The sequence below is a fragment of the Acidobacteriota bacterium genome (assembly GCA_016716715.1).
GTDB lineage: Bacteria > Acidobacteriota > Thermoanaerobaculia > UBA5066 > UBA5066 > Fen-183.
Map to the genome: position 1 here is coordinate 204,377 of JADJVE010000004.1, position 21,295 is coordinate 225,671.

A 21,295-nucleotide genomic window follows, 5' to 3' on the forward strand; every position below is an offset into this window, starting at 1 on the left:
CTCTAGCGGGCCCGGCGGGCGCCGCGCGCCCCGGCGGCACGGTCCCGCATCCAGCGCAGCGCGAGGCCCACCCCGAACGCGGTCGCGCCGACCGGGTAGCCGGCGTACTCGCGGTCGACGTTCGCCGTCGCCGCGATGTCGAGGTGCGCCCACGGGGTCTTCGCGTCGACGAACTCCTTGAGGAACATCGCCCCGTTGATCGACCCGCCGAAGCGGCCGCCCGTGTTCTTCATGTCGGCCCAGTCGGAGCGGATGTTCTCCTTGTACTCCTCCCACAACGGAAGGCGCCAGATGCGCTCGTCCGTCCGCTCGCCCGCCGAGACCAGCGCGCGGGAGAGATCGTCGTGGTCGGTGAACACGATCGCGGCCTCGAGGCCGAGCGCGATGAGCGCGGCGCCCGTGAGCGTCGCGAAGTCGAGGATGGCGGCGGGCTTCCAGTCGGCGGCGTAGTCGAGCGCGTCGGCCAGGACCACGCGCCCCTCGGCGTCCGTGTTGTCGATCTCGGCCGTCTTCCCGTTTCGGAAACGGACGATGTCGCCCGGCTTGTAGGCCGTCCCGGACGGCATGTTCTCCGTGAGGGCGGCGATCCCGACGACGTTGACGGGCAGCTTGAGGTCCGCCGCGGCGAGGACGATGCCCATCGCGGTGGCGGCGCCCATCATGTCCCACTTCATGTCGCCCATCTTCTCGGCGGGCTTGAGAGAGATGCCGCCCGAGTCGAACGTCACGCCCTTGCCGACGAACGCGAGCGGCGGGTCGCCCTTCTTGCCGCCCTTCCACTCGAGGACGACGACGCGCGGCTCCTCGGCCGACCCGCGGTTCACGGCGAGAAGACCGCCCATCTTTTCGCGGCGGATCGCCTTCTTGTCGAGGACCTTCGCCTTGAGGCCGCGCGCGCGGGCTTCCTCGGCGACGCGACGGGCGAAGTCGCGGGGCACCATGTCGTTCGAGGGCGTGTTCCCGAGGTCGCGCACGAAGGCGGCGACCTCGGCGAGCGCCGCGGCGTCGCGCGCCTCGGCGGCGGTGGCCCCCGCAAACGCGCCGGCCGCCTGGACGGCCACGGACGCGAGGGTCTTCTTCTCGCGGTCCTTCGTCTTGTAGACGGGGAACGAATAGTCCGCGAGCGCGAGCGCGCGGAGCAGAAACTCGCGCGTCTCGGCGGCGTCCATCCGCTTGAGCGTGTACGGGAAGTCGAGGATCGCCGATTTCTCGCCGCTCCGGTTCAGGGTCTTTGCGACGTTGCGCAGGAGCGCCCGCGCCTTGCGCGCGCTGATCTCGGCGCTCTTGCCACCGCCGAACACGTAGAGCCGCCCGGCCGGCGCTCCACCGAGCGGCGCCGTGAACACGCCGCCCTCGGCCGCCGGCTGCGCCGGCGCGGCCGCGGCGGCCTTCGCGCGCACGGCGGCGGGCAGCGCCGCGAGCGCCTCCTTCGGGGTCGCGCCGACCGCAAACGCCACGAAGGCGTCCGCACGCGCGCCGCCCTTCCGGCTTCGAATCGCAATCTTCAGCAAGGTGTCCTCCTGGTCCCCTGGGGGAGACAAAGTCTAGCGCGCCCCCCGGATCTCCGACCTAGAATCCGGCGCATGCCTGAAGCCGTGCTCGAGACTTCCCTGCCGGGGCTTCCGCCGCCGCGCCGCGGAAAGGTGCGCGACGTCTACGACCTCGGCGACCGCCTCCTCCTCGTCGCGACCGACCGCATCTCCGCCTTCGACTGCGTCCTCTCCCCGGGAATCCCCGACAAGGGAAAGATCCTCACGCAGCTCTCGAACTTCTGGTTCCGCCGGTTCGCCGACGTCGTCCCGAACCACCTGATCGAGACGGACGCCTCGCTGTTCCCCGAGCCCGCCGCCGCGCACGCGGCGCTCCTCTCGGGCCGCAGCGTCCTCGCGAAGAAGTGCGCCGTCGTCCCGTTCGAGTGCGTGGCCCGCGGCTATCTGGCGGGCTCGGGCTGGAAGGAATACCGCGAATCGGGCGCCGTCTGCGGCATCCCGCTGCCGAAGGGGCTGCGCGAAGCGGACCGCCTTCCCGAGGCCATCTTCACCCCCGCCACGAAGGCCGAGTCCGGGCACGACATCAACGTCTCGTTCGAGGCCATGGCCTCTGCGGCCGGGGCGGAGCTCGCGACGCGCCTCAAGAGCCTCACGCTCGAGCTCTACTCCCGCGCGGCCGCCTACGCGGCCGGGCGCGGGATCGTCCTCGCGGACACGAAATTCGAGTTCGGCCTCGATCCGTCGGGGGCCGCCGTCTGGATCGACGAGGTGCTCACGCCCGACTCCTCCCGGTTCTGGCCGGCGGACACGTGGCGCCCGGGCGGCTCGCCGCCGTCCTTCGACAAGCAGTTCGTGCGCGACTTCCTCGAGAAGACCGGCTGGAACAAGACGCCGCCGGCGCCCGTCCTGCCGCCGGACGTCGTCGCGGGCACACGCGCGCGCTACGCCGAGGCGTACGAGCGCCTGACCGGGATGCCGTTCCGGGCGTAAGGGGTCTTCCCGCGCCTACTGCGAGACCGGCTCGTCCGCGAACTCTTCCGGGGGCGCCGCCTCGTCGGGCGGGAGCTTCGCGATCTCGCGGCCGACGAGCTCCTGGTGGTGGACCTCTTCCTCCTGCAGCTCGAGGAAGAGCTTCCGGACCGGGTCGGCCATCGGGAGCTTGAGGGCATCCGTAAAGAACCAGTGGGCCTTCACCTCGGCCGCCATCGCGACGGTCAGGGCCTCGTGGAGCGTCATGAACGCGTGGACGTTCTCGTATTCGGGGGCTTCGATCTCCCAGACCATCGAGCGGTCCACCCGGCGGGGCGCGTCGCCGAAGAGCTCCTTGCGGCGGGCGGTGAGCTCCTCGCCGTGCTTCGCCTCGTTCTTCGACATGAAGTGGAAGAACACGGCGGCGTCGGCGGTGTGGTGCGTCTCCATCTGCGCGGCAAGCTCGTCGTAGCGCTCCTTGGCTTCGTCCTCCACGAGGATGGCGAGGTCGAGGGCGTCCTGAAGGTCGAGCTTGGAGAGGTCGAGAGTCTTCGTCATGAGGTTCTCCGGAGGCTACGCTCGCACGGAAGCCGCCGGGCGCAAAATGATGCAACCGGATCAACCGGAAAACCCCCGGCGGGCGGGTCCGTATCAGGAGTCGGAGGCCCCGATGGCGAAGTTCCTGCTCTGGCTCATCCTCTTCGTCCTGTGCTGGCCGCTGGCGGTCTTCGCGCTCGTCGCCTTCCCGTTCGTCTGGCTGATCCTGCTCCCCTTCAAGGCGGTCGGGATCGCCGTCGGCGGAGTCCTCGCGTTCCTCAAGGCGCTCCTGTTCCTCCCGGCCCGCCTGCTCGGCGGACGGCCGGTCTGAGCGCTCAGGTCCGCGCCAGAAGCTCCTCGACGCTCCGGAGGGGGACGACCGAGAGGTCCGGGAACGCGGCGGCCTCCCCCGCGTTCCCTGCGGGGACGAGCGCGATCTTCAGGCCCAGCGAGACGGCTTCCTTGAGGCGCAGCACCGCGTCGGAGACGGCGCGCACCTCGCCGAGGAGGCCGACCTCCCCGAATGCGAACGTCCCGGGCGCGAGGGCGCGGGCGCGCAGGCTGCCCGCGACCGCGGCGCAGACCGCGAGGTCCGCCGCGGGTTCCACGCTCTCGGCCCCGCCCGCCACGTTCAGGAAGACGTCGTGCGACGCGAGCTTCAGCCCGCCGTGGCGCTCGAGGACCGCGAGAAGGAGCGCGAGACGCGTCCCGTCGAACCCGATCGCCGTCCGCCGCGGTGAGCCGTACTTCGCTTCGACCGTGAGCGCCTGGACTTCCAGGAGCAACGGACGCGTTCCCTCCACTCCCGCTAGGACGACGGAGCCCGGCCGCGAGCCCGCGCCCGTCCCGAGGTAGAGCGCGGACGGGTTCGCGACCTCCACGAGACCGGCGCCCGTCATCTCGAAGACACCGAGCTCGTGTGCGGGGCCGAAGCGGTTCTTGAGCGCCCTCACGACGCGCTGCGCGTGGAAGCGCTCGCCCTCGAACGAGAGGACCGCGTCCACGAGGTGCTCGAGAGTCTTGGGTCCGGCCAGCGTCCCGTCCTTCGTGACGTGCCCGATCAGGAACACGGGAACGCCCGTCGTCTTTGCAAAAACCTGCAGGCGGCTCGCGCACTCGCGCACTTGCGTCACCGAGCCCGCCGCCGCCTGCGCGGCGGGCGAGGCGATCGTCTGGATCGAGTCCACGACGACCGCCGCGTACCGGCCGGCTCGCGCCGCTTCGAGGATCGCGTCGAGGTTCGTCTCGGCGAGGAGGAAAAGGCCCGGCGCCGCCACTCCGAGGCGGACGGCGCGCATCCGGATCTGCTGCGCGGACTCCTCCGCACTGACGTACAGAACCTCGCCCATCCGTTCGGCGAGACGGGACGCCACCTGCAGGAGCAGCGTCGATTTGCCGATCCCCGGCTCTCCGCCGAGAAGGACGATCGAGCCCGGCACGAGGCCGCCGCCGAGGACGCGGTCCACGTCGGCCATGCCGGTCGGAATGCGCGGGACCTCCGCGGCGGCGACGTCCGACAGGCGAACCGCCGTGGACGCGACGCCGGCACCGGCCGCCGCGGCACGCGGCGCCTCGCGTTCCTCGGCCAGCGTGTTCCACCCGCCGCATTCGGGGCAGCGCCCGATCCACTGCGGGCTCTGGGCTCCGCACGCGGAGCAGGCGAAAACGGTTGCGGGTTTGCGTGCCATTGGTGTGTTTCGCGCAGCGAACGGAACTGATTCCATTGAATCATGAATCCACGCCGGACGCGGGGGCACATAATCCAACGCTTCCGGTCTCGGAGGTCTAGTTTTGCTGAACGCGCCCAGGCCCCGTGTCGGGGCCCGCCACGCGCGGGCACTGCGCCGGCTTACGTTCCCGATCGCGCTTCTCGCCGGCCTCTTCGCCTCGAGTCCGGCGGCCGAGGCGGCATGCACGGGCTGTGCGAAGCCGAGCTTCGGGCCCAACGCGCTCGCTTTCCCCACCGACGGGGTCAGGGCTGCCGGCGACTTCAATGGCGACGGGATTTCGGACGTGGCGACGGCCCGGTTCGGCCAGTGGGCAAATACCTTGGGGACGATCCGAGTGTCGCTCGGGAGCGCGGGGGGAACGATGCTGCTTGCGTCGAGCACGGACGTGCCCGACACCTACGACCTCGCGATCGCAACTGGCGATTTCGATGGGGACGGCAGGCTCGATCTCGTCGTCGTCAAGCGGCAGGTCGACGGGCAGAACCTGACCGGCCACGTTCTCTTCCTTCGCGGCGATGGCGCCGGCGGATTCGCGCCGGCCCTTTCGGTCGCGAGCGGATTCATCCCCGGTCCGTTCGCCGTCCTCGACGTCGACGGGGACGGAAGGCTCGACCTCGCGGTCGGCTCACTGGACGAGGTTCTCGTCTTCCGCGGACGGGGCGACGGGACCTTCCAGGCGCCGACGGCCATTCCGTATTCCGGGTGGATCGCCGCCATCGTGGTGGGCGATGTCGACTCGGACGGCCGGCCGGATCTCGTCGTCTCGAACACGACGCGCATGTCGGTCCTGCGCAACACCCCGGGTGGACTCGTGACGAGTTTCGAATCGTTCGACGCTCCCACTTCGTCCCGCGAGTTCGCGCTCGCGGACGTCGATGGTGACGGCGCGCTCGACCTCGTCATCGGCGTCCGCGGGCTCGGCGTGCTCTACGGTCTCGGGGACGGCACATTCGAGTCGCCGGTCTGGACCGGTTCTGGTTCCGGTGTCACCGGGATCACGGCGGGGGATTTCAACGCCGACGCGCGCACGGATGTCGTGGCGTCCGGCGGAACGACTTCGGCGGTATTCCTGTCCGACGCTTTCGGTTTCCTGCAGGAAGCCGAGCCCATCCGACCCGTCGGAGCGGACACCGTAGGAGATTTCGACGGGGACGGCAGGCTGGACCTTGCAGGTCCCGGAGTTCTCTACCTCGGAAACGGGGACGGCACGTTCACGACCGCGCGGTACCTGCCGACCGGATATGCAGCGGCGCTCACGGTCGTCGACGTGAACAAGGACGGCAAGCCGGACCTCGCGTGGATGAGCCCGAACACGGCGTTCGGGACGATGCTCGGCGACGGATCCGGCGGATTCGGAACCGCCGTGATGACCTCGTTCCCTGTCCCGTACTTCAACGGCGTGTTCGCCGACGTCACGGGAGACGGCATCCCGGACGCCGTCGTGACGGCGAGCGCCGTCCCGCCCACGGCGCTCTACGTCCTGCCGGGCGACGGCAGCGGGAAGTTCGGCGCATCCATCGTCACGACATTCGGGTCCTTTCAGCAGATTCGGCCTCCCGTCGTCGCGGACTTCGACGGGGACGGGCATCCGGACGTCGCGTTCGTGCTGGACGGAGGGCTCGTCGTCCTGTTCGGCGACGGCACCGGGCATTTCCCACGGTCGCAACCGCCGAGAATCGTGCCGTTCGGAGACCTCAGCGTCTCGGATCTGAACGGCGACGGCAAGCCAGACCTCGTCATCGCGAGCCCGGGCGGCGACGTCGGCGACCGCCTCATGACGCTCATAAATGACGGCACGGGCCGGTTCTCGACGGTCGTCGACCTCGCCCTCTCGCCCTCGGTTTACGCTCCCTCAATCCGATTGATCGACGCAGACGGGGACGGGAAACCCGACCTCCTCGCGACGTCGTACGGCGTCGTGACCTTCCGGAAGGGAGATGGGGCGGGCGGATTCGGTCCGGCGGTCGACACGCCGGTGCCCGAGGCGTGGTCGCTCGTCGCGGCCGATTTCGACGGAGACGGCGTTCTCGATCTTCTGACCGGCTTCGATTCCATGAGAATTCTCAAGGGCAGGGGCGACGGCACCTACGATGTCGTCGGGAGCATCCCATTCCCCGCCGGAGCGCGTCTGGCCTCGGACGTGACCGGCGACGGGAGACCCGACGTCATCGGGATGGACTACAACAACACTTGGCTGGTCCCCAACACCACGTGCGTGCCGCGCCGCCTCCAACTCGACGCGTCACCGCTTTCGTGCGGCTCGGCGGGCGTCCCGTTCCCAACACAGCCGACGATCCGGGTCTTCGACGACGCCGGGAACCCGCTTCTCTGCGAAACGGGAACCGTCGTCGCGTCGCTCGCGCCGGGTGGAACGGCCGGCGCGAATCTCGGTGGAACGACGTCCGTTCCCCTGGTTTCCGGCGTCGCGCAATTCACGGACCTCGCGATCGACAAAGCGGGCGGCGGGTACCGCGTGCGCTTCGACCTCGCCGCAACCCGACCCACGGCGACGCCGCTCTTTTCCCAGTCCCTTCCGGCCCCCTCGATCTCGGGGCCGACTCAAACCTGTTCGGGCTCAACCGCTCGGTTCGAAGGTCCCGCGGCGGATGGGTGGACGTGGTCTCTCGACGGCGCCGTCGTCGGGACGGCCCGGATTCTCACGCTTCCGGCGATCCCGACCGGTGCGCACGCGCTTGCCCTCGCGATCCGCGCCGCGGCCTGTTCTTCGTCGGCATCCGCCGCTCTGACCGTGTCCGCGGCGCTCTCGGCGCCGTCCGCCTCGAGTAATTCTCCCGTGCCGTTCGGCGGCACGCTTCAACTCAACGCAACGGCGATTCCAGGGGCCACGTACCGTTGGGCGGGCCCGAACGGGTTCTCGTCGACGGCCCGGAACCCAGCCATCACGTTCGCAAAGGACGTGAACGGCGGTCGATACACGGTTGTCGCGACGGTCGGGACGTGCGACTCCGCACCTGCCACGACGGACGTCGTCGTCGTGCCCCCGGCGTGTACGGGCTGTCCGCGGCCCTCCTTCTCGCCGGCGGTGCGGGCGGTGCCGGTGCCGGCCGGATTCCAGGGCCTGGCCCTGGCCGATTTCGACGGCGACGGGATCGTGGACGTCGTTGCCGCGACCAGCGGCTCGAACGGTACCGTTTCCTTCCTGAAGGGAGACGGACGCGGAGCCTTCGCGAGTGCCCTGACTTCCCAGACGCAGGCCGGCGACGCCTCCCTGCTCGCCGCCGCGGATCTCGACGGCAACGGGCTCCCCGACCTCGTGACGGGGTCCGACGGAATCTGGGTCTCCCTCCAGACCTCGCCCGGACATTTCGGCAAGGCGGAGCGTTTTCCGATCGGGTATCCCGTCACGGCCCTGGCGATCGCGGACGTCAACGACGACGGCTTCCCGGACATCCTGGCCACCCAGAGCGGCGGAGGCGGATTCGGGATGCCGTACAACCCCGGCCGCGTGGCCGTCCTCATCGGCAATGGCGTCGGCGGTTTCGGGTCGCCGTCGTATCTGCCGGTCGAGATCCAGCCTTCCGCACTCGTCGTGCGCGACCTGAACGGCGACGGGAAGGCGGACCTCATCGTCGCGAACCAGCTCTCGGAGACGATCTCCGTCTTTTTCGGCGACGGCGCCGGGGGCTTCACGCTTCAGACGACCCTGGCCGTTTCGGGTCCCCCGGTCGCGCTCGCGATGGGAGACGTGACGGGCGACGCGATCGCCGACCTCGTGGTGGGGCTCGGGAGCCCGAGCCCGGCCGCCGTGATCTTCCAGGCCGCCGCATCCGGGTCGCTCGCGTTCGTCCGCTCCCTCCCGGTCGCCCTCGACACGAAGCTCGCCCTCGCGGACCTGAACGGCGACGGACGCGAAGACCTGCTGACCCTCGCGGGCGGGATCGTTCATGTCCGGCTCGGGCAGGGCTCGGCCCTCTTCTCGGCTCCCGAGTCGTATCCGGCGGCAGGCACGGCCACCAGTTTCCTCGTCGCCGATTTCAACGGAGACGGACGCGCCGACGTCGTGGTCGGGACCGGCTTGCGCGTCCTGCTCCTCGCGGGAGACGGCAATGGCGGTCTGCCGCTCCTTCCGTCGCTCGGACCGTTCGCCGGCGCGCCGACCGGGCTCAAGGCCATCGACCTGAACGCCGATGGCCGGCCGGATCTGGTCGTCGCCGTCCCATGGCCCTACCCGCCCGCTCTCGGGGTCTACCTCGCGGGCGCCGCAGGCTTCACGCTCGCGGCCACCCTTCGCCCGCCCGGGTCGTATCTCATGGACTCCTTCTCGACGGGAGACGTGGACGGCGACGGGATCCCCGACGTGATCGAGCTCGACCGGACGGGCTCCTTCTTCGTCTTCCGGGGGCTCGGGAACGGGCTCTTCGCCGCGCCGGTCCGGACCGACGTCGGCCGCGGTTTCAGGTTCCTCGGCGCCGGGGACATCGACGGCGACGGCCGAACCGATCTCCTCATCGGGCCCGACTACACGTTCGGCGGGGCGACGACCGCGTGGTTCGGAAACGGAGCCTCGGGTTTCGGATCGCCGGTCGACCTCCCGACGGCGATCTGGAACACGACCGTCGCGATCGGAGATCTCAATGGCGACGGGAAAGGCGACGTCATCGCGCGTGACGACAACTCGCAGGCGCTCCTCGTCTATCTCTGGAACGGGACGTCGTTCGACGCCGCGATCAAGACGCCGATCGACGCGACGCCGGTCTCTCTTGCCGTCGGTGACTTCGACGGCGACGGGAAGAAAGACCTCGTCGTCGCCATCTCGCCGCAGTACGCCGGATCGTCGCCGGGCCTGAGGTTCCTGTCCGGCGACGGCGCGGGCCACTTCGCGGCGCCCGTCACGTTCGGCGCGCGCGACGTCTTCTCGAACCTCGTCGTGTCGGACTTCAACGGCGACGGTGCGCTCGACGCGGCGGCGATCTCGAATGCGGGCACGGTCGCCGTGTACATGGGCGACGGCCACGGGGCCTTCTCGAATTCGGGCGACTTCACGGGAGGCGGCGTCGGGTTCGGCCTCGCGGCCGCGGACCTCGACGGCGACGGGAAGCAGGACCTCGCGTTCCTTCGGACGAACCCTTCGGACGTCGCCTTCCTCTTCAATACGAACTGCGTGCCCAGCCGGCTGGGCGTCACGTCGAACCCCGCGTGCGCCCTCGCCGGGCAGACCTTCTCGCTCGACGTCGGGGTCTTCGACGACGGCGGCAACGTCGTTTCGTGCGGCGCCGCCGACGTCGGCGCACGTCTCGTCGCGGGGACCGGCGCGGCGGGAGCGATCCTGTCCGGCACCGCGACCGTGACGGCCGCGTCCGGGCTCGCGCACTTCGGCGACCTCGCAGTCGATCGCGACGGTCGCCGCTACCGGATCGAGCTCTCGCACCCGCTCGCCGCGAGCGCTCGCACCGCGCCGTTTTCCGTCGGAGCCGTGCCGTCTCCGACGATCACGGGCCCGCCGCAGCTCTGTGCGGGAACGTCCGTGTGGACGGCACCTTCCGGTTACGACACCTACGCCTGGACCGTCGACGGGGCGCCCGTATCCTCGGCCCGCCGCGTGACGCCCTCGTTCCTGTCGGCGGGAAACCACACCCTCGGCCTGACCGCGACGAGGGACCGGTGTCCGGCCCAGGCGAACGTCGTGATCTCGACGCACCGCCCGCGCTCACGGCTCTCTCCCCGAACCACGGCGACTCGCAGGGCGGCACGTTCGTGACGCTGACGGCGGGCTGCGTCGCGCCCGGCGCGTCGGTCACTTTCGGAAGCGCCGTCGCGGATCCGTGGGTTTCCCCCGAGCAGCCCCCGTTGCAGGTGTTCACGGGCGGGCACGCCCCGGGCGCCGTGGACGCGGCCGTGACGAACCCGGACGGTCAGGCGGCCGTCCTCGCCGGCGGATACACGTACGAATGCGACACCCGGGCTCCGGCCGCCTCGAACAACGGCCCGATTTGCGCCGGATCGAGCCTCGTTCTAGGCGCGCCGTACTTCGCGGGAGCAACGTACGCGTGGACGGGCCCGAACGGCTTCTCGGCGAACACACGATTCGTGACGATCTCGTCCGCCACGGTGGCGCAGTCGGGCCCTTACACGGTGACGATCGGAGACGTGTTCGGCTGCACGCTCCCGCCCGCGACGACGACGGCCGTCGTGAACCCACGCCCGTCCGCGGCGATCTCGGCACCTTCCTCGGTCTTCGCGAGGTCCACCGGAAATGTCGCGTCCGTCCCGGACGGCGGTCCGGGCGCCTTTTACAACTGGGCGATCACGAATGCGGGCGGGACCATCACGTCCCCAAACACTGCGCGGTCCATCACATTCGATGCAGGGGCGTCGGGAGACATCGCCGTGAACGTGTACGTCTCGTCGGGCAACTGCTCGAACTCATCCGCGGCCACGATTCCGATCACGCCGAGGCCGACGCTTCTCCAGGTCGTGACTCCCTGCCGGCTCGTCGATACGCGCCTCCCGGCCGGCCCGGGCGGCGGGCCCGCGCTCGCCGCCGGCGTCATCCGGAACTTCCCGCTCGCCGGGCGCTGCGGCGTCCCGGCGGACGCGACCGCCGTCGCGGTCAACGCGACCGTGACCCTTCCCTCGTCTGCAGGTTCGCTGCGGGTCTATCCCGGCGGAACGCCAACGCCCGGGACCACGAACCTGAGCTTCGGCGTGGGCCAGACGCGCGCGGGGAGCAGCATCGTGGGACTGGGGCCCGACGGGAGCGTCGACGTTGTCTCGACGCAAGCCGCCGGCACCGTCCACGTCATCCTGGACGTGAGCGGATACTTCAAATAGCGCCCCCGCCCGCCGGCGCTATTTCGGGATCGGGATCGAGCCGATGAGCCCCTTGAGGTCCTCGTCCTTCCACCGGATCCCGCCGCCGATGAACGCGGAGCGAAGGCCGGGGTTCAGGAGGTCGTCCACGCCACCCGTGGCGTAGAGGTTCGGGCTCGCGTTCCAGCGCCCGTAGAGCTTCACGTGCCCGCGGTAGTTGTCGCGCGAGAAGTCCCAGACCTCGCCCGCGAGCCGGTACTTGTCGGCCTTGAACGTCTGCTCGATTGCGGCGCCGCCGCGCGACTCGATCAGGCCGGCCCGGAGGATGGTGTCCTTGAGGCGGTAGCCGAGCTGGAGCGAGAGGAGGAGCTGGTCGACGTACCGCTCGCCCGTCGTGTGGATCGTCTGCTCGCTCCCGTTCGGGAACGTGACGGTCGTCGTCTCGTCGATGTTCTGCCGCATGCCCTTCGGCGTCGCCCCGATCTCGAGGCGATAGAACTTGTTGTCGCGCGGGATCGCGTCCAGCGTGAACCAGTACTTGCCGTCGCCCGCGCGGCTCGTGTACTCGGCGCGGAACCCGAGGTCGAGCTGGATCCGGTTCATCCGCGACAGGGTCTGGTTCAGCGACTCGACGCCGGTCTTGACGGAGGTGAGCGCGTCGTTGAGGTTCTTGTGCGTCTCGTCGTCGTTCAGGAGCTTGCCGATCGTGCCCTGCCCGGTGTCGATCTTCCCGGTGATCGAGTTCAGGTTGTCGGCCGTGGTCTTGAGCTTCCCGGAGATCTCGTCCGCGTTCGACATCGTGGACTTGAAGGTGGCCCGGTTCTCGTCGAGGATCCGGTCCATCCGCGCGAGCGTCTCGCGCATCTGGCCCGAGAACTCCTTGAGGTTCGCGAGCGTCACGTCGACGTTGTTCCGGTTGTGTTCGACGAGGTCCTTGAGCGCCTCGGCGAGCGCGCCGATGTTGTCCACGATCCGGTTGATCTTCTCCTCGCCCTGCTTGCCCCCCATGGACCCCGCGAGCGCCGAGGACAGCTCCTTGAGGTCCTTGCCGATGTCCGTCGCCATCTTCGTGAGGTCGTCGAAGCCCGTCGAGGAGACGCCTTCGAGGAGAGCGCCCTGGGCGAGGCGCGGGGCGCCCGGCGTTCCCGGCTGCAGCTCGACGTACTTGTCCCCGAGCATCCCGAGGCTCCGGATCTGGGCCGAGGCGCCCTCGCGCAGCTCGACGCCCGGGTCGAGAGCGAGGTGGATGACCGCGGTGCCGTCGGGACGCAGCGTGATCCCGTCCACTTTGCCGATCAGCACGCCGGCGATGCGAACCGCGGACTTGTCGTCCAGGCCGGCGACGTCCTTGAAGTGCGCGTCGACCGTGTTCGTGCGCGCCTTCTTTCCGAAGTGCAGGTCCTCGATCTTGAGGATCAGGACGCCGAGCGCGAGCAGAACGGCGACGAAGAAGGCTCCGATCTTCGCGGTGGTCGTCATGCGGTCTCCATCATACGGGGGGCGCGGCCGCGGGAGAGACCCCCGGCCGCCGCTCCGGCTCGAGCTCCGGCGGCGAGAGCTCGCTGTCGCCCTTGACGAACGCCGCGACGCGCGGGTCGGCCGAAGCCTCGAATTCCTTCGGGGGAAGGTCGATTGCGATCTTGCCGTGCGCGAGGAGGCCCACGCGATCCGCGATCGCGAACGCGACCTTCAGGTCGTGCGTGATCGTGATCGCGGTCGGGTTCATGCGCTTCCTCATCTCCTCGATGACGCGCACGAGGACGTCCGTCGTGATCGGGTCGAGCCCGGTGGTGGGCTCGTCGAAGAGGAGGATCTGCGGCTGGAGCGCGATCGCGCGGGCAAAGCCCACGCGGCGCCGCATGCCGCCGGACAGCTCCGACGGGCGCTTGTCCTCGGTGCCGGGCAGGCGGACGAGATCGAGGCACTCCGCGACGCGGTCCGCGATCTCCTTCTTCGTCTGCTTCGTGTGGCGGACGAGCGGGAACGCGATGTTCTCGCCCACGCTCATGGAGTCGAAGAGCGCGCCCTCCTGGAACGACATCCCGAACTTCCGCCTGAGGACGTCGCGCTCGCGCGCCGAGACCGCCCAGAGGTCCTCGCCGTCGATCTCGACCGACCCCGCGTCCGGCTTCAGGAGGCCGACGACGTGCTTCAGGAGGACGCTTTTCCCGATGCCCGACTGCCCGAGGAGAACGAGGGACTCCCCTTTCTCGACCGCAAGGTCGAGGTGGTCGAGGACGACCTTCGGCCCGAACGCCTTCGTGACCCCGCGCAGGCGGATCGAGGGGACGCCGGAGGGCGCGGGCGCCGCCATCAGAACAGCACCTTCGTGAGGAAGAAGTCCGCGATCAGGATCGCGAGCGAGCCGAGGACGACGGCCGACGTCGTCGACGTGCCGACGCCCTCCGCCCCGCCCTTCGTGTCGTAACCGGTCTGGCACCCGATCATCGAGAAGAGAAGCCCGAAGACGGCCGCCTTGATGAGCCCGGACGTCATGTCTTCCATGTCCAGGTACTGGAACGTGTTGTTCAGGTACACGACCGGGTTCGCGCCGAGGTACTGGACCGCGACGACGTAGCCGCCGAGGATGCCCGTCACGTCCGCGAGGACGACGAGCATCGGGGCGACGATGATCGAGGCGAGGACGCGCGGCACGAAGAGGTACTGAACCGGGTCCGTCGCGAGGGAGACGAGCGCGTCGATCTGCTCCGTGACGCGCATCGAGCCGAGCTCGGCCGCCATCGCGCTCCCCGCGCGGCCCGTCACCATGAGCCCCGTGAGGACGGGCCCGAGCTCGCGCAGCATCGAGAGGGCGACGACCGAGCCGATGTAGCCCTCGGCGTGGAAGCGCTGGAACCCCTTGAACGTCTGGAGCGCGAGGACGCCCCCGGTGAAGAGCGCCGTCAGGAAGACGACGGGGACCGAGTCGACCCCGACGCGCACGACCTGTTTGGCCGTCATCGAGATCTGGTACGGGGGCAGGAAGAAGCCGCGGATCGTCTGTCCGAGAAGCTCGAAGAAGCGCCCGACTCCCTCGAGCAGACGCAGAACCGGGCGCCCGATGGCTTCGAGGACGTTCTTCACGGGAACTTCGACACTTGAGCCACGGTGCGGCCGCCTTCGATGATGATACGCGGCACGCGCGGCCCGATACCGCACAGGACCTCCCACGCGACGGTGTCGGCCGCGGCGGCGAGCTCGTCCACGCCCAGTCGAGAGCCGGATTGCGCGCCGAAGAAGACGACCTCGTCCCCCCGGGCCGGCGGCGACGGCAGGTCGGTCACGTCGACCTCCGTGAGATCCATCGAGATGCGCCCCGCGATCGGGCAGCGCTTCCCGCCGACGAGGACCTGTCCCCTGTTCGAGAGCGACCGCCGAACCCCGTCCGCGTAACCCGCCACGACGACCGCGAGCGTCGTCGTCCGCGCGCAGACGAACGTGCCGGCGTATCCGACGCGAGTCCCAGCTGGGACGGTCTTGACCTGGTCGACGACGGAAACGAACGACATGACGTCTCGGAGAGAGTCATTTGCTTCGGATCGGAAATCGGGGACCTTCACGTAGAGGGCCAGTCCGGGGCGGACGTGGGTGACGGCCGAAGAGGAAGAGGAAGAAGAGGAAGACGAAGAGGAAGATTTCTTAGAAGGTGAAGAGGCCAGACGCGAAAGCGTTCCACCCGAGTTGTCCATGTGGATCATGGACGGCCGATGACCCGCCGCGCGGACCCTCTCTAAACCTTCTAAGAAAATCTTCGACTGGTCTGCGTTCTGCTCCGACGTCACGTCGTACGCAGTGGCAAAATTCTGGAATACACCTTCTAAGAAAATCTTCTTCCCGATCCCCTCGATGATCGCGAGGGCCCGGGGCAGGTCCTCGGGGCGCAGGCCGAGCCGCGTCATGCCGGTGTCGAGCTTGAGATGCGCGGGAAGGGGCGCGTGCGACGCTTCTCTCCCCTCTTCACCTTCTAAGAAAATCTTCATCTCCTCGGCCTGTTCGACCGAATGGATGTTCGGAGTGAGCCCGCCCGCGACGAGCGCGGGCAGCTGGTCTTTCCCGATCCACCCCATGACGAGGATCGGCTGCGTGATTCCCGCCCGCCGGAGCTCGAGGCCCTCCTCCACGGCGGCGACCGCGAAGGCGGTCGCCCCCTCCTTCGCGAGGCGCCGGGCGACGTGCACGGCGCCGTGCCCGTAGGCGTCCGCTTTCACGACCGGCAGAACCTTGCAGCCGGGCGGCAGGCCGGCGCCGAGCACGCGGAAGTTCGACGCCACCGCGTCGAGGTCGACGACGGCCCGCGTCGGGCGGAGCGCCGGGGTCACAGCCCGGGGCCTTCGCTCATCATCGCGAGGTCGGAGAAGCGCGTGTACTCGCCCGACCACCCGAGCGTAAAGCGGTCCGTCGGGCCGTTCCGCTGCTTGGCGATGATGACGTCGCAGATGTTCTTCTGCTCCGTGTCCTTGTCGTAGTACTCGGGGCGCGAGAGGAAGAGAACGACGTCGGCGTCCTGCTCGATGGCGCCCGACTCGCGCAGGTCGCTGAGCACCGGCTCCTTCTCGGCCCCGCGCTGCTCCGTGCGGCGCGACAGCTGCGAGAGGGCGATGACCGGCACGTCGAGCTCCTTGGCGAGCGCCTTGAGGCCGCGCGAGAACGCGCTGACCTCCTGCGTGCGGTTCTCCACCTTGCCGCGCGTTCCCATGATCTGGAGGTAGTCCACGAACAGGGCGTGGAGGCCGTGCCGCTGCTTGAGCTGCAGGGCGCGCGCGCGCATCTCGAGGAGCGTGATCGCGGGCGTGTCGTCCACGAAGAGATTCGCCTCGCGCATCTGCTGCGTCGAGAAGAACAATGCCTTCTTCTCTTCCTTGCTCAGGCGCCCCTCGCGCAGCCGCTGGAGGTTCACGCGCGCCTCGGAGCACTGGATGCGGAAGCCGAGCTGCTGGGCCGACATCTCGAGCGAGAAGAAGCCGACGACGTGCTTCTCGCGGATCGTGAGCGTCGCCGCGATGTTCAGCGCGAAGGCCGTCTTGCCCATGCCGGGACGGGCCGCGACGACGATGAGGTCGGTCTTCTGGAGGCCCTGCGTGAGCGCGTTCAGGCGCGTGAAGCCGGACGGCAGGCCCGTGAGCATCCCGCCGCGGCCGTGGAGGTTCTGGATCTCCTCCTCGTTCTTCTCCGCGATCCGCGAGAGCTTCACGAAGCCGCCCCTGATCGAGCCCTTCGCGATCTCGACGAGCTCGCGCTGGGCGTTCTCGAGAACGGTCTCGGCGTCCGGGGCGGACACGGCCTCGCGGATCGCGCGGCGCGACTGGAGGATCACGAGGCGCCGGAGCGAGGCCTCGCGGACGAGCCGGGCGTAGCCCTCGACGTTCTCGACGTCCGGGACGACGTCCACGAGGGACGAGAGGTAGGCCGGGCCGCCGGCCCGCTCCAGCCGCCCCGTCTTCTCGAGCTCGCCCTGGACCATGACGAGGTCGATGCCCTCGCGCCGGTCCGCGAGCGCGAGCGCGGCCTCGTAGATCACGCGGTGCGGCTCTGCCGCGAAGTCGTCCGGGGCGAGGAACTCCATCACCCGGGAGAGAAGCGCCCCGTCGATCAGGACGGCGCCCAGGAGGCTCCGCTCGGCGTCGGGCCTCGACGGCAGGGTGTCAGCGGTTACCGGAGCGAGGGCGGACATCGGGACCGCGGAGAATATCGCGCGCGGGCCTCGCCCGGAAAAGGGTCGTCAGCGCGGCGAAAGGTCGAGGGGCGGCCGGCCGGACTCCGCCCGGCGCGCCTCAGCCGCCTCGACCATACGCTCCCAGCCGGCGGCGTCGAGGCGGCACGCTCCGACGCGCCGCTTCCCCTCCGCGGGACCGTGGTAGTCGGAGCCCGCAGACTTCAGGAGACCGTGGCGCTCGGCGAGCTTGCCGAACTCGTTCTCCTTGCCCGCCTGGTCGAGGTGGTAGACCTCGAGGCCGTCCAGTCCGGCGGCGACGCCGATCGCGACGACCTGCTCGGCGTCCTTGTACCAGATGGGGTGCGCGATGACGGAGAGCCCCCCCGCCGTCCGGATCGCGGCGATGGCTTCCTCGAGCGTCCACTTCGGCTTCGGGACGTAGCCGGGTTTTCCATGAGCCAGCCACTTGTCGAAGGCCTCGTCGAACGTCTTCACGTAGCCCTTCGCGAGCATGGCGCGGGCGATGTGGGGACGCCCGAAAGCGCCCCCGCCGACCACCTCGCGGATCGCCGCGAGGTCGAGCGGCATGCCGAGGGCGGTGAGCTTCTCCACCATCGCCTCGCCCCGCGTGTCGCGGTCCACGCGGAAACGCTCCAGCTGGGCCTTCATCGCGGGCTCCTCGGGGTCGAGGAAAAGGCCGAGGACGTGCACGTCGTCGCCGTTGCAGCGCGTCGAAAGCTCGCTCGCCGCCACGGTCACGAGGCCCGTCCCCTTCGCCGCGGCCTCGAACTCGGGGAGGCCGTGCACCGCGTCGTGATCGGACAGGGCGAGGACGGACAGGCCCGCCTCGACCGCGTGGCCGACGAGGCGCGCGGGCGCGTCGACGCCGTCGGAGAACGTCGAATGGCAGTGCAGGTCGGCGCCGCGGAACGGAGGCATCCGGGCATGGTAGCGCGGGAACCGGCCCGGTCCTCTCCTGTACCCTTCGGGAGTGCGTCCGGCCCCCCGTCTCGTCTGCGCGGCAGCTCTCGCCGCGACCCTCGCCGGGTGCTCCGTGCGCGCGCGCGTCCAGAGCGCCGCGGAAGCCGCCGGGGCGAAGGACCGCGCCTCGGTCTGCGTCCTCTTCGTCGACGGGCTGTCGAAGGAGGCCTTCGACCACCTCCTCGCCGAGGGCGCGCTCCCGAACATCCGCCGGGAGATCGTCGACCGCGCGCTTGTCGTCGACAACGCGGTCGCATCCGTCCCGAGCGAGACGTACCCGAACCTCGGCGCGATGCTGACGGGCCTCTTCCCGGGCCACCACGGGATCCCCGCGAACGTCTGGCTCGACCGGCGCCTGCGCCTGCGGGAGGCCCACACGAACGTCTTCCGCACCTACGCGGCAGGCGACTTTCTGACGCCGGCTGCGCGCACGTTGTACGAGCGTCTGCCCGCCGACACGGTCGCCGTCACGACTCCCATCGCGCGCGGCGCGGCCGTGTACGTGAAGAACACGGTCGCCGTCATGGCGGCGTACGCCCGCTACGACTGGCCGTTCCTCGACCGCAAGACCCTCGACGACATGGGCGACGCGTACGCGGGCGCGGCCGCCTCCGGCCGACTGCCCAGCCTCGTGTGGGGCCACATCCTCGGGCCGGACGAGGTCGCGCACGCCGAGGGACCCGGCAGCGCCGAGTTTCACGCCACCCTCGTCTCGATCGACAAGGCGTTCGGCCGGCTCGTGAAGCGGCTGAAGAAGCTGAAGGCCGACGACCGCGTGCTGTTCGTCCTCGTCGGCGACCACGGCAACCGCACGTACCAGAAGTTCGTCGACGCGAGCGAGCTCGTGAACCGCGTGCTGCGCGCGAATCCGACCGAGGCCGACTGCACGAAGGGGGACTGCGTCCTCGTGCCCGCGCCCCGCAAGGACAAGGTATACGACGTCGGCGAGGCCATGATCGCCGTGGGAGCCTACCGCGGCGCCATGATCTGGCTCCCCTCCGATCACGCGGGCGAGGAGATCCCCGGAGCGTTCCGGACACGCAAGCAGAAACGTCCGAAAGGGCCGCCCGCGCCGCGCCTGAGGATGCCGCCCGTCTCGGCGTTCGCCGCCACGCTCGCCCGCGCCCCCGAGGTGCGGCTCGTCGTGACGCGCGGCCCCGCCGCCGGGCGGGTCGTCGTGTACGGGCCCGCGGGCCGCTCGGAGATCGCGCGCGTCGACGGCGACGAGTCCCCCGCCCGCTACTCCTATCGCGTCCTCGAGGGCGAGGACCCGCTCGGCTACGCCGCCGACCCCGCAGTCCGGGGCCTCCTCGGCGCAGCGCGCAACGCGGACGACTGGCTCGACGCGACGGCGGCCGGGCCGTACCCTGATCTCGTCGTCCAGCTGCCCGAGTTCTTCGACTCGCCGCGGTCTCCCGACGTCTACCTGTCTCCCGCCGAGGGCTACGGGTTCGTGTCCGGCAAGGCCGCCGGACACGGCTCTCTCAGCCGCAGCGAGACCGTGGTCCCGCTGCTTTTCGCGGGCCCCGGCGTGCCGCCCGGCCACCGCCGCGCGGCTCGCACCGTCGACCTCGCGCCGACGCTCCTGTCGTACCTCGGCGTCCCCTACGACGCCGAGGAGATGGACGGCGACGACCTCGAGATCGCCCCCGCGGGAGCGCCCGCGATGAAGCCGCTCGCGCCCGCGCCGGAGTGACCCTCAGGGCAGCCGGCGGAGCCGCACGACATTCGTCGCGCCCGCGGTGGGCGACGCGCCGGACACCTCGACGATCGTCGCGCCCGCGAGGCGGGGACCTTCGCGAGCAGCGCGTCCGCGGCGCGGATGCGCTCCTCGACGGTCCGGGTCTTCGGCACGCGGAACGACACGACGTCCCGGAGAAGCGTCAGCTTCCGGCGCACGGCCTCGCGGGGCGTGAAGACCACGATCGGGAGCGAGACCGTGTTCTTGGACGCGAGTCGCGCCGTCCGGCCCGACTCGGTGTGGACGACGAGGACCGAAGCGCCTCCGAGCCGCGCGGCCTCGGCCGCGGCGCGGGCCATGACGGCCGTGAAGTCGCCCGGGGGCGGCGCCGGGAGCGCGGCGGGCACGCTCCCCGCGTCGGGCACCTCGGCGGCGCGGGCGATCTCGCCCATCGCCCGGACCGCCTCGACGGGATAAGCGCCGATCGCCGTCTCGCCCGAGAGCATCACGGCGTCGGCGCCGTCGTGCACGGCGAGTGCGACGTCGGACACTTCCGCCCGCGTCGGGACGGGGCATTCGATCATGGACTCGAGCATCTGCGTCGCGACGATGACGGGTACCGCGTGCCGCCGGCCCGCCGCGAGGATCTCGCGCTGGGCGGCCGGGACGCGGGCGAGGCCGATCTCCACGCCGAGGTCGCCGCGCGCCACCATGAGGGCGTCGGAGGCGGCGGCGATCCGGTCGAGGTCCATGAGCGCCTCGGGACGCTCGATCTTCGCGACGATCCAGGGGCGGCGGTCCTCGGCGACCCGCTCGAACAGGCGCCGGAGCTGCGCGACGTGCGCCGCGCTGCGCACGAACGAGAGCCCGACGAAGTCCACGCCCGCGTCGAGCGCCTCGACGAGGTCGCGGCGGTCCTTCGGCGTGAGCGCCGGAGCCGTGAGCGTCGAATCCGGGAAGTTCACGCCGGCCCCGCTCTTGACGCGGCCGCCCGTGCGCACGACGGCGCGCAGCGCCCCGCGCCGACGCCCCGTCACCTCGAGGCGGACCCTGCCGTCGTCGATGCGGATCTCGGCGCCGGGCTTCACGTCTTTGAGGAGGGCCGGATACGTGACCGCGAGGCGCACGAGACCGCCTCGTTCGCCTCCCTCGGACGCGGTGCCGGCGACGATCTCGACGGACCGGCCGGTCAGGAGCGACACCGAGCCGCCCGGCAGCGCGCCGAGGCGGATCTTCGGGCCGCCGAGATCGAGAAGGACGCCGACGGGCCTCCCGCGCCGCGCCGAGACGCGCCTCACGAGAGCCGTCCGCCGGGCGATGTCGCCGGGCTTCGCGTGAGCCCCGTTCAGGCGGACGACGTCCACCCCCGCGGCGAGAAGCGCGTCGAGCGCGCCCGGCTTCTCCGCGTTGCCCGCGATCGTCGCGACGATCTTCGTCGCCCCCTCTCCGGTCTTTCCCGACATCCATCCTCCCCTGTCGCGCC

The 21,295-nt window shown here is 70.3% G+C and carries 15 protein-coding genes; 5 read left to right on the forward strand and 10 right to left on the reverse strand.

From position 1 onward, the window contains the following. Positions 1 to 2: 2 nt before the first annotated feature. The gene (locus IPL89_08235) at positions 3 to 1,511 is read right to left on the reverse strand and encodes a leucyl aminopeptidase (GenBank protein ID MBK9063168.1); all 1,509 of its coding nucleotides are present in this window, start codon (positions 1,509 to 1,511) and stop codon (positions 3 to 5) included. Positions 1,512 to 1,583: 72 nt separating this feature from the next. On the opposite strand from IPL89_08235, the gene IPL89_08240 reads away from it, so the two are divergent. Beyond that, positions 1,584 to 2,480, forward strand: a complete 897-nt coding sequence (locus IPL89_08240) for a phosphoribosylaminoimidazolesuccinocarboxamide synthase (GenBank protein ID MBK9063169.1) — start codon at positions 1,584 to 1,586, stop codon at positions 2,478 to 2,480. Positions 2,481 to 2,495: 15 nt separating this feature from the next. On the opposite strand, the gene IPL89_08245 is transcribed toward IPL89_08240, so the two are convergent. Then, positions 2,496 to 3,017 carry a ferritin family protein gene (locus tag IPL89_08245; protein MBK9063170.1) on the reverse strand — a complete coding sequence of 174 codons (522 nt, stop codon included), beginning with the start codon at positions 3,015 to 3,017 and terminating at the stop codon, positions 2,496 to 2,498. Positions 3,018 to 3,129: 112 nt separating this feature from the next. Between IPL89_08245 and IPL89_08250 the strand changes: the two genes are divergently transcribed. After that, entirely contained in the window at positions 3,130 to 3,327 is a 198-nt protein-coding gene (locus tag IPL89_08250) for a hypothetical protein (GenBank protein ID MBK9063171.1), read from the forward strand. 4 nt (positions 3,328 to 3,331) lie between these two features. Here the strand turns inward: IPL89_08250 and radA are convergent, their stop codons facing one another. Next, positions 3,332 to 4,684, reverse strand: coding sequence for a DNA repair protein RadA (radA, locus tag IPL89_08255; GenBank protein ID MBK9063172.1), 1,353 nt, complete (start codon positions 4,682 to 4,684; stop codon positions 3,332 to 3,334). A gap of 103 nt (positions 4,685 to 4,787) precedes the next feature. Here radA and IPL89_08260 point away from each other — a divergent pair, with 103 nt between their 5' ends. Continuing rightward, positions 4,788 to 10,445, forward strand: a complete 5,658-nt coding sequence (locus IPL89_08260) for a VCBS repeat-containing protein (GenBank protein ID MBK9063173.1) — start codon at positions 4,788 to 4,790, stop codon at positions 10,443 to 10,445. After that, a complete protein-coding gene (locus IPL89_08265; GenBank protein ID MBK9063174.1) occupies positions 10,349 to 11,518 on the forward strand; it encodes a hypothetical protein in 1,170 nt (389 codons plus the stop codon). The genes IPL89_08260 and IPL89_08265 overlap by 97 nt, the downstream gene beginning before the upstream one ends. A gap of 18 nt (positions 11,519 to 11,536) precedes the next feature. Here IPL89_08265 and IPL89_08270 read toward each other — a convergent pair whose 3' ends face one another. From IPL89_08270 to IPL89_08295, 6 genes are read right to left on the reverse strand one after another with little or no spacing between them, the layout of a single operon-like run. Next, entirely contained in the window at positions 11,537 to 12,976 is a 1,440-nt protein-coding gene (locus IPL89_08270; protein ID MBK9063175.1) for an MCE family protein, read from the reverse strand. A gap of 10 nt (positions 12,977 to 12,986) precedes the next feature. Next, the gene (locus tag IPL89_08275) at positions 12,987 to 13,811 is read right to left on the reverse strand and encodes an ABC transporter ATP-binding protein (protein MBK9063176.1); all 825 of its coding nucleotides are present in this window, start codon (positions 13,809 to 13,811) and stop codon (positions 12,987 to 12,989) included. Beyond that, the gene (locus IPL89_08280; protein ID MBK9063177.1) at positions 13,811 to 14,581 is read right to left on the reverse strand and encodes an ABC transporter permease; all 771 of its coding nucleotides are present in this window, start codon (positions 14,579 to 14,581) and stop codon (positions 13,811 to 13,813) included. The genes IPL89_08275 and IPL89_08280 overlap by 1 nt, the downstream gene beginning before the upstream one ends. Continuing rightward, positions 14,578 to 15,816 carry an alanine racemase gene (gene alr / locus IPL89_08285; protein ID MBK9063178.1) on the reverse strand — a complete coding sequence of 413 codons (1,239 nt, stop codon included), beginning with the start codon at positions 15,814 to 15,816 and terminating at the stop codon, positions 14,578 to 14,580. Before alr ends, IPL89_08280 begins: the two co-directional genes overlap by 4 nt. Next, positions 15,813 to 17,168 carry a replicative DNA helicase gene (gene dnaB / locus IPL89_08290; GenBank protein MBK9063179.1) on the reverse strand — a complete coding sequence of 452 codons (1,356 nt, stop codon included), beginning with the start codon at positions 17,166 to 17,168 and terminating at the stop codon, positions 15,813 to 15,815. Before dnaB ends, alr begins: the two co-directional genes overlap by 4 nt. Before the next feature lie 48 nt (positions 17,169 to 17,216). Continuing rightward, complete coding sequence (locus tag IPL89_08295; protein MBK9063180.1) at positions 17,217 to 18,089, reverse strand: PHP domain-containing protein; 873 nt, start codon at positions 18,087 to 18,089, stop codon at positions 17,217 to 17,219. A 115-nt stretch (positions 18,090 to 18,204) separates the two neighbouring features. Here IPL89_08295 and IPL89_08300 point away from each other — a divergent pair, with 115 nt between their 5' ends. Continuing rightward, entirely contained in the window at positions 18,205 to 19,827 is a 1,623-nt protein-coding gene (locus IPL89_08300) for an alkaline phosphatase family protein (protein ID MBK9063181.1), read from the forward strand. Here IPL89_08300 and pyk read toward each other — a convergent pair. Continuing rightward, positions 19,737 to 21,275, reverse strand: a complete 1,539-nt coding sequence (pyk, locus tag IPL89_08305) for a pyruvate kinase (protein ID MBK9063182.1) — start codon at positions 21,273 to 21,275, stop codon at positions 19,737 to 19,739. The genes IPL89_08300 and pyk overlap by 91 nt on opposite strands. Positions 21,276 to 21,295 lie beyond the last annotated feature (20 nt).

What these genes read in the sequence shown, in the direction of transcription:
- IPL89_08245 (MBK9063170.1), bottom strand. Translation starts at nt 3,017, where the DNA reads ATGACGAAGACTCTCGACCTCTCCAAGCTCGACCTTCAGGACGCCCTC.
- IPL89_08240 (MBK9063169.1), top strand. Translation starts at nt 1,584, where the DNA reads ATGCCTGAAGCCGTGCTCGAGACTTCCCTGCCGGGGCTTCCGCCGCCG.
- dnaB (MBK9063179.1), bottom strand. Translation starts at nt 17,168, where the DNA reads ATGTCCGCCCTCGCTCCGGTAACCGCTGACACCCTGCCGTCGAGGCCC.
- IPL89_08270 (MBK9063175.1), bottom strand. Translation starts at nt 12,976, where the DNA reads ATGACGACCACCGCGAAGATCGGAGCCTTCTTCGTCGCCGTTCTGCTC.
- pyk (MBK9063182.1), bottom strand. Translation starts at nt 21,275, where the DNA reads ATGTCGGGAAAGACCGGAGAGGGGGCGACGAAGATCGTCGCGACGATC.
- radA (MBK9063172.1), bottom strand. Translation starts at nt 4,684, where the DNA reads ATGGCACGCAAACCCGCAACCGTTTTCGCCTGCTCCGCGTGCGGAGCC.
- IPL89_08250 (MBK9063171.1), top strand. Translation starts at nt 3,130, where the DNA reads ATGGCGAAGTTCCTGCTCTGGCTCATCCTCTTCGTCCTGTGCTGGCCG.
- IPL89_08295 (MBK9063180.1), bottom strand. Translation starts at nt 18,089, where the DNA reads ATGCCTCCGTTCCGCGGCGCCGACCTGCACTGCCATTCGACGTTCTCC.
- IPL89_08275 (MBK9063176.1), bottom strand. Translation starts at nt 13,811, where the DNA reads ATGGCGGCGCCCGCGCCCTCCGGCGTCCCCTCGATCCGCCTGCGCGGG.